Raw genomic sequence first — 16261 nt, 5'->3', positions numbered from 1 at the left:
CACCGGCGAGAGCATTTCCATCCCCCCTCGTCCGATTGCCAAAGTGATGCGTTCCATCTGAAAATAAGGTTTCGAGTCATCAGGCGACGGGCTCTTGCCCGGGTTATTGCACCGAAACCGTGGCGAACGCCATGCGGTTAATCCTAATTTCGAAGGTTGACGAAGCACGAGAACCGCCGTGGTCGCGTTGCTGATGGTAAACCGTTGCTGATAGCAAATTGCCGAACGGTGGTTTAAGATCATGGGGCACGCAAACCATAGCGGCCCCTCGCCGCAGCCCCCGCGTTAGGCAACTCACGGTTCCGGCGCGGAAAAATCAACTTCAGCGACGTCGACTTCGTCAGTTTGGAAATCGCCGAGCTTCGTTAAACGTACCATCATTCAGTTAAACACCCCGATGAAACACTTCAGACTCGCCCCGCTCGCTTTCGCGCTGATCGCACTCGTATCGCTCGACGCATCGGCCCAGGATTTAAACGCCACCAAAGCAACTGCGAGTCAATCAAATGAAGCCATTCGCGTGCTATTGATCACCAGCGGCTGCTGCCATGACTACGACTTTCAAACGAAGAAATTGCAGTTGGCCTTCGAGAAACACGGTGTCCCGGTTCAATGGACCGTCGTCAACGAAGGCGGCAACGGTACCGAAGCACAAATTGATTTTTATAAAGACGCCTCGTGGGCGAAGAATTTCGACGTTTGCATTCACAACGAATGCTTTGCCAATACCACCGACCCTGCATACATCCGCAGCATCACGCAACCACACTATGACGGGCTAAATGCCGTCGTGATTCACTGCGCGATGCACACCTATCGCGGCGCAGAAATCGACAATTGGCGGCAACTGCTCGGTGTCACTAGCCGGCGACACGACCACCGCAGCGCGTACAGCGTCAAGGTGACAAAAAAAGACCATCCGATCATGGAAACATTTCCGGACGGACACACGATCGAGGACGACGAACTCTACATCATCGAAAAGGTCTGGCCGCACACAACGGTATTGGCAACCAGCAAAAGCGAGAAGACGGGAAAAGACCATCCCGTGATTTGGACGAACCAGTACGGGAAGGCGCGAGTCTTCGGCACGACGTACGGGCATTCGAATTCGACGTTTGATGACCCACAATTCATGGACCTAGTCGTCAGAGGCACCACATGGGCCGCCGCCAAGCGTTAGCGGCAAGCCATCGCCGAAGAATTTTTTTGGCGTGGATTTTTCAGGCGAACGATTCATGTTCGCAAAATGCCCGAGTTGGGGGCGCAACGTTCAAGTTGATCATCGAACGCTTGGCGCCCCGCCAAACTCGTGGGCGATTGAATTAGGCCTCCGCTCGGCTCGCGACTGCGATCCGGGCATCACCCATGGGAGCGGTATTTGGGGCGGCACCGGCAGGTGCCAGTTCCGCCTTATTTAGCTCGCCTCGTACAATCCGCACATCCTTGGGCGCTTCAATGCCGATCGCCACTCGGTTGCCAGAGATACGATTGATGGTCAGGACAACATCGTCACCAATCATCAACTTCTCACCTGCTTTGCGACTCAAAACCAACATTAGCTTAACTTCCTTGATTCCTCGGGGATCGAAAAATTTTGTCAAACGGTTCGGTAAGACCGGTACAAACCGTATGCCAATCCGGTAATAACTACGCCTGAAAGGACCAGGTTTAACAGGGAACTTGAGGAAAACCGGGAGAAAACCTGTTTTTGTTCTTCCGGCAAGCCATGAACGTTTGATAGCAAACGCAAGCAATCCTACTCAACATGGAACCCGTGTCGCGTTTTGAGACTCAGCGGGTATTCTCGCGGAGACCTTTCAACGCTTCACCGACATAGTTATCCGGGGCTCAGTGACACCACTGGTCAGACCACGGAACGATGTCCGAAAGAAACGATATTTCGACGACTGAGGACGGCCCTCGGTACACGGTGGGGAGCTCGCAGTAAGGCGTGCAGGAACAACCGATGGCAGCTCACATGCCAGGATCGATCCGGCCAGCAGCAGACAGTCCGGCGGTTTTCTGGCGAATGGGATCGTGATTGACGTAGGTGTTTGGCATTCGAAGCGATGCCGACTCACGCGGTGCGTCGCGTTCGCCCTGTGATAGTCCAGTGCTATACTCCTGCTGAGGCGTGCTTCGTGCCCCGCCGCTCCAGATTGGACCGATGAAACGAACAATGCATCTAGACGACTTATTGAAGGACTGGGAATTTGATCCCCATACGCTAAACGTACGGATGGTCAAAGGAAGCGACGGGCGGGATGTCATCCAGATGCGAGTGGACATGGGAATCTTGCAACTGGAAACGACCGAACGACCTGACGGCGAAACGGTCGAAGGACACTCTTCATACCTGCTGTACTTACAAGAGGCGCTGTTGGAAAAACCCGAGATGGTGCTCGAAGAAGAACAGTGCATGGAAGTCGACCGCGAATTCATGCAGTTTTACCACCGCCGAATTTGCTGGCTGCGACTGCAGTATTACAACCGCGCAGTCATGGACGCAGACCACACGTTGCGACTGATGGACGTCAGTGAACGCGTCAGCCCGGACGAAGAATGGACCCGTTCTCACGAACAGTATCGTCCCTTCGTTCTTTTCCATCGCACCCAAGCGGCCGCACTTGGAGCCCTGGAAGACGATGAATCCGGCGAAGAAGCCGTTCAGGCAATCAACAGTGGCCTAGAAACCATCCGTGAGTTCTTCACCAAACACGAAGCGGAAGAGCACTTCGAGGAGGACGAATTAGTCGTTCGACTTGTCGAACTTCGCGAAACGCTCCGAAGTGAATACGAAGTCGGCCAAACGTTGCGCGAAAAGCTGAGCGCGGCCGTCGAGCAAGAACAATACGAGCTCGCGGCAAAACTGCGCGATGAACTTAACCGACGTGAGCTGGATTGATCACCGCGAGTACTCCGTCTCGACCGAATGATTGGGTTCGGCTCATCAGCCGTCGGGCGTTACCCGTCGATTTCAACGAAACCGTGGTCACCGCCAATCGGCCAATCCTGATTTCCGGTGCCAACGAAGCGTAAGAGGTCTGCCCCGAAAAGCTAAGTCGCGGCGAAACGCGAGGGCCTCGTGATAGGCAGCGTCCCACCATGAGAAACCTGGTCCGGGGATTCCCGAACCAGGTCCATGGCGTATCGAGCCTTTCGTTCAAACGGCTTGCAGTAGGTCCATTTCCTTTGCCAATCGCTTTCGAGCGACGTGCAGACGACGCTTGATCGTTCCGACCGGAGCCTGGAAATCGTTGCTCATTTCGATCAACGAACGCCCACGCAAGTAGAACGCGGTCAACGTTTCTTGGTCGAGCGAGCCCAGGCGGTCGATTCCGTTGCGAATCGCTTCAGCCTGCTCGCGACTCTCGGCAACGTCTTCTGGCGCGTCATCATCGGCACAAGTCGCCGCCAACGTTTCCGGATCGCAAGCGACCGCACCGCGGTTTCGCGTCACTCGATTGATCGCCATCCGGTGCACGATCTGTCGCAACCATCCACCGAATGCTTCGGGGACCCGCAATTGACCAATCTTTTGCATCGCCTGGATGAACACATCCTGAGCCAACTCGTCGGCTTCATCGGCGTTTCGAACCCGGCTCATCGCACCTGCGACAATCGCCGGTCGGTATCGATCGAACAGCTCTCCGAACGCGTCCCGGTCGCCATTTTGAGCTCGAACGACAAGCTCTGCGACGGTCATTTCTCGTAAATCAAATTGGATCTCAGTATTGAATTTCATTGCTCGGTTCCTTCCGAAGACTGACGGGAAACGGGCCGTTAGAGCCACTTGGTTCCGGATGAATGCCAGTGATTTCGGTGTTGGATTGGAGCCGTCGCCCAGGTCAGGGTTTGGACGGCCGCGCAACCACGTTTTCGACGGGATGAAGCAAGCCTGAGCGGGTGATCGAGACTTAGCGGTATCGCTGAGCCGGGTCGGTTCACGCAATCAGGGGTCATGTATCAATCGCAATGCCGGTCAATGTTGGCGGGAACAGGCGACGCGAGTGCGGTATGTGAGCAAGGACAGTCCCCGACTCAAGCAAGACAAACCGCGGCGAAACCAGTCACCGAACCATTAAACGCGACCAATCGCATACACCTCCACAGGAGGCGACGACGGCCAACGCCAGTTCTCGGCAAAAGCTAATTCGAATGGAGTAGCAGCGTTGCTGCGGACTCGATTCAGCAGTCTCTGCAATGCAGAGCTTTCGGGCCGAAGCCAGCGAGGCTTATTAGCCGTTCGGATAGCAGACGTTTCCGTTTACTGCCGATGGCTTTGGCCGCCGGGACGTCGGTTGGCAAATTCCAGTTCTCATGATGCTGCCACGAATACATCGTGGGCGGAGAACTCGGACATGTGCCGGTCCCGGTTGATACAGACGCCATACAGAGATGAAGGTCTGATACGCGTACAAACGTACCAACGCTCTTGACCTCACGGGCACCTGCAATGACCAGGCTGCGTGCGACATCTGCGATGATTTGTTGAAAACGCATTTCAAACCTCCCGGCACCTCTCACGGTGCGGCGTGGAGAAAAGTTAATTGGACAAAAGCGAGTCCGCCTGTGGAGGCGTCGTCAATTTTTTACATCTGTTTTGATGTGCAATCGGGCAACACGCCCGCCGCTTTCACTGACGCCCGGTGGGAAATCCGTTAGGATGCCACCAGAGGAGGGTTCGCTCACCTGCGTTAACCGTAACGCAAGTGCTGTAGAAAAGCTAGCGAAAATCGCCGGCTCCTGTTTCTAGTTGATCGTACAGACTCGACCACTAAAAAAAGGTTCGCCGGAATTTTCTTCTTTTTTGAGATGCAACGGAATGAATCTTCGGCAGACCCTTCGTCGTTACCTGCCTGATCGCCAAAAACCAGGCGATTTGTGGGACGACGTGTTAGGCCTGTTGCTTCCCCCGACCTGCCGAGTCTGCGATCGCTGCGTCCGCGAAGGCGTAGATTTTTGTCCGAAATGCGACCGGGAATTCCGCTCGAGTGAACGTGTGATGCAGTCCGCTTGCCGACGCTGCGGTCGTCCCGGCGCCGGAGGAGGCAACCACGATGGTTCCAGCCAAGACCCGCCAACTGTCCATCCTGAAACGGCCCCCACCGAAGACGGCATCTCCCCCCCACAGTCCGCCGCGACGGTGGCAGGTGCGGCGAATCTCAAGCCTTGCGTGCAGGACTGCCAGATATGCCAATCACAAACGCTGCACTTTGACAGTTGCATCGCCCTTTGGGTTTACCACGACCTTGTCCGGGAAGCCGTCGTCGCATCGAAGTACGGCAGTCAGGTCGCGCTCGCTGACGCCCTGGGGCGTCGTCTCGGACATCGTTTGCTTACAGAAACCGTTGCGTTTTCCCCCGGATTCACGGATTCCCCGACGGTGGAAACGCCCTTCGATGATTCCCCTACATCAGCTCCAGCGCTTGACTCCCCCGATGTGATCACGTGTGTCCCCTCGCATTTCTTTCGTCGGGTTTCGCGTGGTGGTGGCGGAAGCCGAGTGATCGCCTCCGCGGTGTACCAGACCGTTCGTTCTCAATGGAAGCAAGCGGAATTCCACGAATGCCTTGCGACAACGCGGCGAATTGAAAAACAAGCTTGGCTCGGCGAAAAAGAGCGGATCGAAAACATTCGCGGTGCCTTCAAAACGACAACGCCTGGCTGGAGAAGCCGCAAACGTCCGTTCCTATCGGGGAAGCATGTTCTACTGATCGACGATGTGATGACCACAGGTGCGACAGCGAACGAGATCGCCAAGACCCTTAAACGCGATGGCGTCCGCCGTGTCACGATCGGTGTCGTCGCCAGAGCCACCGGGCACTGAACAAACGCTCGCAAAGAATCGCGTTGTTTCCGTGAATTACGTCCATTGGCACCAGATTCGCACCGACAGGTTTCCAGCGAACGTGATAGTTTGTGTGATGTAAGGTGGATTTCCACCAATGAATCTCAACATCGTCGCCAGCGGCGTTCGAATTGGGAGTTCGCCCCACAAGCCGAAACAGATTCAATTGAACTGTATCGGTGCTGGTTTGTTGACCGAGAAATCAATGCGGGGCCCTTGGAAATTTCCGTCGATTGCACGAAAACGTCTCGATCAGAACAAAACAAATGCAAAGATGTTTGCGATTACGCCGATTGCGCCTACGGTGAAGATGAGCGCAGTCGTGCGATGACTTATCAATTGGTCCTGCACCGTTGGAAGACGGATGAAGAATTTGGACCCAAATCGCAAGCAATAGCGTAGATTTTCCCAGCTTTTGAGCCCTCGACAGCCGCATGGGCTGAATTGATTTGCCAGGTCTTCCGTGAAAGAGAAATCACCAACTTCCCGATCAGCGCACTTCCGCAGTTTCATTTTCCGCGGACTGGGGGTCGTTCTACCTCCACTGTTGACGATCGTGGTGCTGATTTGGGCGTGGAATACGATCGAAAGCTATGTCTTGCGGCCCATCGAATCGACCGTTCGAAAGAGTGTCGTCTGGTACCAAGAAAGTTGGGGCGAGGGTGTTTTAGAAGAGATCCCCAAGGAAGCGATCACCCAGGGTGACAATTCGTTTACGTATGACGGTGTCCCCTACGTTCCTGGACCTACGGGTCGTAAGTACCTCCCTGCCTACGTGGTCGATACAGTTGATGAAAACGCCGACTACTTCGACACCAATTCACCGCCGCTAACGTCGGCAAACGGTTATTGGCATCGCTACATCCAGGTGCAATGGATGCCGCGGCGAATTGTCATCCCGATCTTCTTAATTCTCTTCGCCACCGTCCTTTACTTCGTCGGCCGTCTCTTCACTTTCAGCCTCGGACGCTGGTTTGTCCGTGGGTTTGACGCCGCGATTTTACGTATTCCGATTGTCAACAAAGTCTACGGAAGCGTGAAACAAGTCACAGACTTTGCCTTCAGCGAACGAGAGATCGAATTCAATAACGTCGTTGCAGTCCAGTACCCCAGCAAAGGTATCTGGTCTCTTGGATTCGTTACCGGCAATAGCATCAGGCAACTCACTGACGCAACAGGGGAGCCGATGCTAAGTGTGTTGATGCCGACCAGCCCGATGCCGATGACAGGATTCACTGTCACCGTTCGGCGAAGCGACACCATTGATGTCGATATGACCGTCGACGAAGCCATCCAGTTTGTCGTCAGTTGTGGCGTCGTCGTTCCGCCGGGTCAACGCATCGTACGCACCAACGCCGATGAGGCAAAACGTCCGAAAGCAAAGTACCGCGATGGGGCGGTCGTCCTCCCAAGTAGCACACCCACCGAAAGCGACCCTTCGACGGTCTGACACTTCGTCTGCCGTCGACCTCAACCTACCTTCATTGTTGTAAGGTAGCGAAATTCGCCGAATGTATCGGTGCTCGCCCACGTGGCGTCCATCGTTGCCTTTTTAAGCCCCTCGGTTTGAAGGAAGCCCGCTGGCATCCGCTTCCGCCCAAAAACGCATCTTTCGACCAGCGAGTTAGTCTTGGCGATGCATGGACGGGGTTTTCCGTTGTGGAAAAGGAGGGGGCCTCAGACGGATTGACGGTCGCACAGGTAAGAGTGTTCTGATCGCACCTCGCTGCGTTCAGGCGCCGTCTACTATTCTTGTTGCACCGTTGCTTGACGATACTTTTCGATCTGCTGGTGCAGATGCCATTCATCGGGCTGGTCGAGCAGACATGCCGATTCGATCGCCAAGGCCTGTTGATCGTCGCCTCGGCAGTGCAACACTTCGGCAAGCGTATCCCGAAAAACTACGCTATCCGGCTCCAGCATCACCGCTCGGCGACTGAGCAGGAGCGCATCGTCGAGTCGCTGTTCGTTGACCGCGGCCGTCCAAGCAAAGTTATTCAGCGATGTCGCATCGAATGGATAACGCGATGCGTACACGAGTCCGCGGTCCATTAATTGATCGATCGAATGGTTCGCGATTTCTTCGAAGCCGGCTTCCCTCAATTTCGGAATCAGCCGTTCGCCAAAATCGATGTTCAGCGGATCGTAGTGCTCGATCTGCTTGATCGCCTGCTCGGCGAGCGAGCCTTGTTTGGTATCGATCGCGTATTGCAACTTTGTCGTCCGAACACTTAGTGGTAACCCCACAAACGTTCGTTCCAAGTATGGCTCGTTGAGGATCCCGAGCACCGCCAGATCACTCCATTTCATGATCTCTGCATTCATGCGATCGAGATCGGCGACCGCTTTTGGATGCTCCTCCTTGAGCCGACTAATCGCTGTGACGTATGCAACGGCGACGTTAAATTGATCGGGTGCTTCAGGCCCGCCATAACTGTTTTGAATCACCAACTGCCCAAGGGTTTCGACGGCGAGTTGCGATTGCCCCTGGTCGCTGATGTACTCGGCGAGTTCATGGCGCAGTTTCAGGGAAGGCGACATCGCCATCAAACGCAGCCGTAATTCATAGTCTTCCGCCAACTCAGTAAAACCCGAACGGCGTGCGACAAGCCAACGTCCGACGAGCGACTTCGCGTAGTTCACTCCATGGTCGAGCGTGATCAATGCCGTCGAAGCATCGAATCGCGACGATTCAATCGCGACTTCTTCCCAACGTTCTAGAGCAGTACGAAAGTCGCCTTCTAAGTAGGATGCCTCGGCGAGACGAATCTTTGCATCGAGATCACCTTTTTCGGCCAGCAACCGATCGCCTCGTTGCACCAAGTCCAACTTGCCGTGCAGGGCAAATAAATCGAGCAGACCTTCGCCGAACGCTTCCGTTCTTTCGGAAGTTTTCCAGCTCAGTGCTTCCCTCTGCGCGGCCTGACTGGGCAGCGTCACAAACAACCTTTCGAAGTCTCGCTCCGAATCAAATCCATCTGGAACACGACCACGGAACAATTCGAACGCCATCCGAAAGCGATCGTAATAGGACGTCCTGGGAAACAGTTGCTGCATCTGTGCGACGACAATGTCGAACGTTTCTTTATCGGTCCCAGCGGCTTTTGCGATGATCAGACGCGTACGTTCGACGGTGTTGTTATCTCTTCGTTTGACCGCGATCTCACCGACGAGATCGTATTGTTTGGCCCAAGACAACTCGGTCAGTGTCAGGTCCAGCAACGAGTGCCCCCACGGCGTCACAATAAATTCGCGGCTATCCAAACGACGATAAATTTCCTTTGCATTTTCGGTGTCATGCAGTCGCACCAACAATCTTGCGAGCGCATACAGTCGTTCAACCGTAGGAGCCAGTTGTCCAACGCCTTCTCTGGAAAGCTCGCTTTGTTCGGCCAACGCCTCGTCAACCCAAGATTCAAGATCGCTTGTCAGCAGACTCAAATCGAAACCCGTATGCTTGATCGCAGCTTCGTGTCTTGACGATGCGACTGCGATTTTCGCGGCGCTCGCTTGATCGTCCTGGGCGGCGACACGAATTGCCTCGTCGACTGCGTCATGCATTGCCAAGATCCGCCATCGCAACTCGCTGATCGCTTTGGCTTCTTTGGCCGAGGCCTTCACCAGAAACGCCTTCGCCTGTTCGAGAGATTCGGCATCGCCAAGTCGATACGCTGCCGCGCAGATCCATGCGTATGCTTCCACGCGATCTTGCACGTCGGTCGATTGATCGATTCGTTGACGCTCAGATTCCAAGATAAGATCCCAGCGGTCGTTAATCATTTTGGTCATCCGACCTGTATCAAGATCACCAGCTTGGCCGGCAAGCTCGATCGCGTTCATCGCATCTCCGTTGATCGATGCGAACAGGGACTTGGCAATCAAACGCTCGGATTCAACCCATGTTTCCGCCCCTTTAGGCAAACAATTCGATAGATCGAGTGCGTGTCCAAGATGACGTTTTAAATCCCATGACGATGTCGCCATCTCCTGGTTGTCGGCGACCGCATCGATCAGAGCGACAAAATCCGGTAGTGTGCCGTCGGCGATGGCGGAGTCGATATAGATTGGAAATCGTTCGGTCAAGGATTTCGCCACACGACGTTTAATCTGTTCGAACTCGATCGTCCCGGCGGATTCCTCGACAGCGATCAAGACCGCTTCGAACGCCCCTTGTTCAAGCACCGTGGCAAGCGCCGTGGGGCGACTGCCGCCGGTCGGCCTTGTTTTTTCACCTTGGGGTCCGGGAAGGTTGCCGCTTCGCCATTGACGCAAAATCCACTGGGCCCGCTCGGCGATCTCCGGATCTTCGTCGCGTGCCGCGTCCTGAACCATTTGTCGCGACAACGTCCGCTGGCGCCACATCTCTAGCGTCGCACGCTGTCGTTCCGAGTAGCTTCCCGTCGACAAACGCTGTGGCGTCAACGATCGAGCGGAGCCCATTCGTTGCTCCGCGGCGGCGTCAGATGACTGTGTTAAAGACGGCGATGATGAACGGTTCGCGGGAACATTGTTTGTCTGAGCCTCATTCTGCGAGGCGTCGGCGGAACTTTGGCCATCAACGGACGATTGAAAAAGCAGGAGAAGCAACACGATGCCGCGAATCGTTCCGACAATCGGCCGCATCGCTTGCGAGTTGACCGGCGGGCAAACGCGTCGTGCTGAGCGAGGAACTTTTCCGAGCTTGACGACACGGGAGAGCAGCCTTTTCATTTTTCTTTCTTCGAACAACGGAATGCCCACTGCGGTGTTATCATTCGGGTTGATCCATCATACCATAACGGCTTCAACCCACCGACTGGTTGTCGATCTGACTGGTTACTCAATTGCCGCCCCGTGAAGTTGGTTTGGCGACCCGAATCGTCCGTTCGGCAGAACGACAGCCGTCAGCCATTTCCGGCGAATCACATTGCAGGAATCCCGCCATGCGTCTCACTCGATTTTTGTCTTTTTCCACCGCCGCACTGTCCGTCGCAGCACTGTCCGCGGCCACACTGTGTTGCGTCGCAACACTCCAAGCCGCTCCCCCCGCATCGTGGCCCCAATGGCGTGGTCCGAACCAAAATGGCGTTGCCCCGGCTGGTACCTACCCGGCCGAGTGGGCGGAGGACGCCGGGGTCCGCTGGAAGCAGCCAGTCGAGGGGCGTGGTGGAAGCACACCGGTCATCGCGGGCGACCTGGCCTTTCTGACATCGGGAATTGACGGAAACAATTCGCTCCTGGCTTTTCAGCTTAACGAAGGCGGCAAGGTTGCTTGGAAAACCGAGTTCGGTGAAGACACGAAAGGTAAACATAAAAAGGGCAGCGGCTCAAACCCTTCGCCGGTAACCGATGGCGAATTTGTCTTCGCGTACTATCGCAGCGGTGACCTTGGCTGTGCGCGGCTGAACGGCGAACAGGTTTGGCACATCAACCTCCAAGAACGCTATGGTGATGACACCTTGTGGTGGGATTTGGGATCAAGCCCCACGTTGATTGACAACTTAATCGTCATCGCCGTCATGCAGTCTCCGGAGAAAAAAGATGGCTCGGCAGCCAATCGCACCGGCGATGCGAGCTATCTCGTTGCGTTTAATCGAAAGACGGGTGAGGAAGCTTGGAAGGTTAGCCGCGAATTGGGAGCTCCGAGCGAAGCGGCACAAAGTTACACCACGCCAATCGCGATCGAAGACCAAGGCTTGATCGCGGTCATGGGTGCGGATCACCTGACGATCCACTCTGCTAAAGACGGGCATGAACTCGGACGCGTCGGTGGCTTCAACCCCGGTCAAGACCAATACTTCCGATCGATTTCATCGCCGGTTGTTTCTGGTGACATCGTCGTCTGCCCTTATGCTCGCGGCGAAACGATCACCGCGTGCAAAATTAGCGACGTCATCGCCGGCAAAGGCCGTGACAGCATCGTTTGGGAACGAGACGATCTTGGCAGCGATGTCCCGACGCCAGCCATCGAAGACGGCCGTGTGTATGTCGCCGGTGACAAAAAACGCCGTGGGATCATCACCGCCTTGGACTTAAAAACCGGCAAGACCATCTGGGAATATGAATTAGACAAGTCACGAATCGACTTCAGCAGTTCGCCTCTGGTTGCGCAGGACCACCTTTACATCACCGCCGAAAACGGCACGACCTTTGTGGTCGGGCCACTGAGCGGAACCGAACCGCGGCTTGTCTCCACCAATCCCGTTGGGGATGACGCACAGTTCACCGTTTCCAGCATGGTGCCCTACAACGGTACGGCATTGCTGCAGCGAACTCGCAACATGCTTTACTTGTTCGGCAAATAACCGGCGTATGCCGATAGCGGCCTGCGCTAATTGAATGCCAGGCCGCTGAAACCGACTAGTTGCCCCGCCGTGCCCAAGGCGGGGCTCCGTCTCTCCGGAGCTGAGTACCGTCGGTTAATTATGGTTGCTCACATTTGCTGTGCATCCATTCCTATTCAAATTTACGCAACGATTAACTTTCTGATTCTGCCGCAATGCCCCAACAAGAAGAACACGTCCTCGTCATCCCGGCGTCTGTGATCGACTCCATCGGAGCGTTTGAAGGCTTCGAAGCAGACGCGGAACGCTACTTAGATCAAATCTTGCGCAGCGAACAACTCGCCTATCGACCGCGTGGTGCGATGGAAGTTGACCCAAGCTTTAAACAATTGATTCCCTACGTCGTGCTACAACACACCGACGATAGCGGACAAACGAGCGTCTTCACTTACACTCGCGGTGGCGGCGGCGGGGAGAAACGCTTGCACGCCAAACGTAGCATCGGAATCGGCGGCCACATCAGTCGCGAAGACGCCGGTGAAGGTCAAGAGGCTTATGATTCCGGCATGCAACGCGAACTGGACGAAGAAATTTGCCTTGAATCCGACTACACCGAAACCCGCGAGGGCCTGATCTACGATCCATCGAATGAAGTCGGCCAAGTCCATCTTGGGGTCGTGCATCGATTCGTTCTTCACTCACCAGATGTCACAAGCAACGAAGAGGATTTAGCCGACGGTGGCTTCGTCCCCGTAGAAACACTTCGTGCCGAACGAGCCGAGCTTGAAACCTGGAGCCAGCTCGCGCTCGATGCGTTGTTCGCATAACGCTTTCACGTTGCTTAGTCGTGGCCTTGGGAATCGCCCCCCACGTCGACTTTGCGTGCAAGCTATCGCTCGCTCGGTAGCCCGGACCACCCGGCGATCACAATCCACTTTCTCACCGCCGTTCTCGGAGGTGAGCCAAAAATCGCTCAGGTGCAGATCCGCATTACGATCACCGGCAAACGATTCGATGAGGACACGCTGTCGATTTTGAACATCTTTGCGACCGAGACCTGCGTCCCTCGACACGGAATTTGCATTCTCGATGCGCTGCTTTTCAGAGAGTCGGCGAGCCTGCACCTCGATCTTCAGCTTCGAGCAAGGACTGACGAGCGTCTCACTGATTGCCTTGCAAATCCATCTTTTAGAGTTGCCCAAGCAAGAACTGCCGAGCTATACAAGAGGCCGTACTAGAGCTACGGCAATTCGAGCAACCTCGCTACGGAGCTATCGAGGCTGCCGCCAAGGCACTCGCAGCCGGGATGTCCATTTCCATTGGCATTTCGCCCTTGTCGTGATCCATCCTCAGCTTGAAACCTCTGCAGCTAACAACGGTGATCTACCTCGACAATCATGCCACCACGCCGTGCGACCGGCGGGTCGCCGACGAAATGATGGTGTGGTTAGTGGAACGCTTTGGCAATCCGCACAGCACATCGCACGAAATGGGACGACAAGCCGCGGACGCCGTCGCAGCTTCGCTTTCGGTCATCGCGGAAACACTTCGAGTGCCCGATGACACCGTCGTTGTGACCAGCGGCGCGACCGAAAGCAATAACTTGGCGATCGATGGAATCTGCCGTCACCCAAGACAAAAACGTCGCCACCTCATCACCTCGACCATCGAGCACCCCGCGGTGCTTGACGTTGCCAGACGGTTGAGGAAAGACGGCTTTCGCGTGACGGAAATCGGAGTCCACCCTCAAGGACACGCCCTGGCCGGTCAAGTCGATCTCGTGCAACTCGAAACAGCCCTCGACGATGATACCGCTCTCGTTTCGATTCACTGGGCCAACAACGAAATCGGGACACTGCAGCCAATCGCCGCGATTGCGAAACTAGCTCATCGTTTTGGAGCACTGCTGCACAGTGACGCGACACAAGCTGTCGGTCGATTGCCGGTCGACCTACATGCGACGGATGTTGATTTGATCAGCGCGTCGGCTCATAAGTTCTACGGCCCCAAAGGTGTTGGACTACTTACCTTTGGTGGAGGCGTCCAACGACGACGTGTGCGTCTGAAGCCGATGCTGGTCGGCGGCGGCCAACAACGCAACTTGCGCAGTGGGACCATGTCGCCGGCAAACGTGGTTGGAATGGCAACCGCGCTACGCTTGGCAACTTCGGAGATAGAAGCCACAACCGAAGTGACCCGGAAGCTAAGAGATCAACTTTTCGAATCACTCTGCGATGCGATTGATCCGCTGGAACTCAACGGTAGCGAACTTAACTCCGATCGACTCGCCGGAAACCTCAACATCCTTCTTCCCGATGTAGAAGGCGAAGCGTGGATGGCGGCCTGCCGGGACGTTGCGTTCAGCAGCGGATCGGCTTGCAGTAGCGTCGATGCGAACGCCAGCCATGTCATCATGGGACTTGGACGCAGCGAAAGCGAAGCACGCCGCAGTGTTCGCTTTGGGATCGGAAAGTTCAACACCGCCGCCGAACTCGAACAAGCGATCCGCCTTCTATCGGAAGCCTACGAACGCATCCGCTGACAGGATTTGCCGAATGACGTTAGCCACGATCGCGAACTATTGCCCGAGTCATTATTAGCACAACGGCGTCCTAGGACTTGAACGCGAGGCATAAAACGCGGTGATTGCCGCGGACCAACACTCGGTTACCGATCACGACTGGGGCTGCCCAACTTGGCGATGTCAAACGATCACGCAAGTCGTATTCGGCGATCAATTCAAAGCGTTCTGGATTAGGTCGCACGACCTGCAGTCGCCCGAATTCCCCCATCACCAACAAGACGTCGCCCACCTGTGTCACCGAACTCCGTCGCCGACGCCCGTCACTCCACAGCACTTTTCCGGATTCCAGGTCGACACACCGGAAATCACTATCTGGGTTATTGCGTCCACTGCACCCGTAAAGGCGACCGTCGATCAGCACGGGTGTCGACCAATGACATCGCATCGAATGATCGCGTAGGCTGGGCGACTCATCTTTCCAAACCACCGACGCGTCGCTTTGAGTTACCTTCAGCAGGGCACTGCCGATGTCATAGCATTCGCTGATGAAAACCTGATCGTTGTTAACGATTGGAATCATCGCGTTGACGCTTTCCAGCTTGTCCGCCCGATGCTTGAATTTCCAAAGCACAGTCCCGTCGCTTGGTTCTATCGCCATCAAATGGTCACGACAAAACGCCAGGATCGCTTGCTTTCCGTCGATCATCATCGGACGCGGGCTGCTGTAGCTTGCCAAGTCCTCGCCGGCTTTCCAAAGCTCGTCACCGGATTCGAGATCGAACGCGACGAGTGCCGAACCATTTGAAATCACACGGTCCAGTCGCCCCGGTGCGATTTGCTGGTCTTCCGGCGGACTACCACCGACGGTCACGATGACTCGGCCGTCGAGAATCAGCGGTGAAGCGCCGACACCGAAAAAGTTTTGCACGACACCGTACGTCTGGCTTGTTGAAACACTCCAAAGCTCTTTGCCATCACTTCGTCTGCGGCACGTTAATTCGCCGTCGACGCCATACGACACAAGCCGATCATTGGCGATTGCCGGAGTTCCACGCGGACCGTTTTCATAGCCATACAAGTCGTTGTAGGAGAACGGTTTCTCGGCCGACCAATCCTCCGTTCCTGTTTCCAAGTCGATCGCTCTGATTCGCTGCACGGCCCGACCGCCCGACGACGTCGCATCAAAGTGATAGTATGTTTGGTCGCTGACACTTCCCAGGCCGTAGCCCTCGCCGACAAATAACGTCCACGTCACCTGCGGTGGCGAGGTCCAATCAACGCTAACTTGCGACGCCGGCGCGACCCCGTCGAAATGACTTCCTAACAGCCGAGGCCAGCTTACTTCGGTGCCTCGCATAGGGATCGTTTGGCCGTCGCTTACCTCGCTTGTGGAAGCCTTGTCAGAATCGACGATTTGCTGCTCGGCCTGCGCCACGACGGGTTCGGCGGTCACTGTTGACCGCACCGCAATGGGATCAGACGTTGCCGAATCCTCCGAGCGAGAATCGGCACCCTCGCAGCCGATCATGACGCAGCCAATCAATAGACTTACGATCGACCTGAATGTCTTTTGGTGACGCATCGCTGTATCTGGACCGTGGTGCGAAAGTGACCGATGAC

General features: G+C 55.5%; 11 protein-coding genes. 7 read left to right on the top strand and 4 right to left on the bottom strand.

Annotated features, from left to right (window positions below):
• The first annotated feature begins 397 nt into the window (after positions 1–397).
• Positions 398–1183, top strand: coding sequence for a ThuA domain-containing protein (locus tag FYC48_RS25720; RefSeq protein ID WP_149499675.1), 786 nt, complete (start codon positions 398–400; stop codon positions 1181–1183).
• A gap of 142 nt (positions 1184–1325) precedes the next feature.
• Here FYC48_RS25720 and FYC48_RS25715 read toward each other — a convergent pair whose 3' ends face one another.
• Complete coding sequence (locus FYC48_RS25715) at positions 1326–1559, bottom strand: carbon storage regulator (RefSeq protein ID WP_149499674.1); 234 nt, start codon at positions 1557–1559, stop codon at positions 1326–1328.
• A gap of 611 nt (positions 1560–2170) precedes the next feature.
• Between FYC48_RS25715 and FYC48_RS25710 the strand changes: the two genes are divergently transcribed.
• Positions 2171–2908 carry a UvrB/UvrC motif-containing protein gene (locus tag FYC48_RS25710; protein ID WP_149499673.1) on the top strand — a complete coding sequence of 246 codons (738 nt, stop codon included), beginning with the start codon at positions 2171–2173 and terminating at the stop codon, positions 2906–2908.
• A gap of 258 nt (positions 2909–3166) precedes the next feature.
• Here the strand turns inward: FYC48_RS25710 and FYC48_RS25705 are convergent, their stop codons facing one another.
• Positions 3167–3748, bottom strand: a complete 582-nt coding sequence (locus tag FYC48_RS25705) for an RNA polymerase sigma factor (RefSeq protein WP_149499672.1) — start codon at positions 3746–3748, stop codon at positions 3167–3169.
• Positions 3749–4828: 1080 nt separating this feature from the next.
• On the opposite strand from FYC48_RS25705, the gene FYC48_RS25700 reads away from it, so the two are divergent.
• Both FYC48_RS25700 and FYC48_RS25695 read left to right on the top strand, forming a co-directional pair.
• Entirely contained in the window at positions 4829–5833 is a 1005-nt protein-coding gene (locus tag FYC48_RS25700; protein WP_149499671.1) for a ComF family protein, read from the top strand.
• 484 nt (positions 5834–6317) lie between these two features.
• Positions 6318–7304, top strand: a complete 987-nt coding sequence (locus FYC48_RS25695) for a DUF502 domain-containing protein (RefSeq protein ID WP_149499670.1) — start codon at positions 6318–6320, stop codon at positions 7302–7304.
• A 296-nt stretch (positions 7305–7600) separates the two neighbouring features.
• Here FYC48_RS25695 and FYC48_RS25690 read toward each other — a convergent pair whose 3' ends face one another.
• Positions 7601–10564: a tetratricopeptide repeat protein gene (locus FYC48_RS25690; RefSeq protein WP_149499669.1), complete on the bottom strand. Its 2964-nt coding sequence runs from the start codon at positions 10562–10564 to the stop codon at positions 7601–7603.
• Positions 10565–10776: 212 nt separating this feature from the next.
• On the opposite strand from FYC48_RS25690, the gene FYC48_RS25685 reads away from it, so the two are divergent.
• The 3 genes from FYC48_RS25685 (at position 10777) to FYC48_RS25675 (ending at position 14659) form a co-directional block, all read left to right on the top strand.
• Complete coding sequence (locus FYC48_RS25685) at positions 10777–12138, top strand: outer membrane protein assembly factor BamB family protein (RefSeq protein WP_149499668.1); 1362 nt, start codon at positions 10777–10779, stop codon at positions 12136–12138.
• 194 nt (positions 12139–12332) lie between these two features.
• Positions 12333–12944: a phosphoesterase gene (locus tag FYC48_RS25680; RefSeq protein WP_149499667.1), complete on the top strand. Its 612-nt coding sequence runs from the start codon at positions 12333–12335 to the stop codon at positions 12942–12944.
• A 527-nt stretch (positions 12945–13471) separates the two neighbouring features.
• Entirely contained in the window at positions 13472–14659 is a 1188-nt protein-coding gene (locus FYC48_RS25675) for a cysteine desulfurase family protein (RefSeq protein WP_235034437.1), read from the top strand.
• A 70-nt stretch (positions 14660–14729) separates the two neighbouring features.
• On the opposite strand, the gene FYC48_RS25670 is transcribed toward FYC48_RS25675, so the two are convergent.
• Positions 14730–16223, bottom strand: a complete 1494-nt coding sequence (locus FYC48_RS25670; protein ID WP_235034436.1) for a PQQ-binding-like beta-propeller repeat protein — start codon at positions 16221–16223, stop codon at positions 14730–14732.
• Positions 16224–16261: the final 38 nt, after the last annotated feature.

Source organism: Roseiconus lacunae (assembly GCF_008312935.1).
Classification (GTDB): domain Bacteria; phylum Planctomycetota; class Planctomycetia; order Pirellulales; family Pirellulaceae; genus Stieleria; species Stieleria lacunae.
The sequence above is the reverse complement of the archived record's forward strand: the minus strand, read 5'-3'. Positions and strand labels throughout refer to the sequence as shown.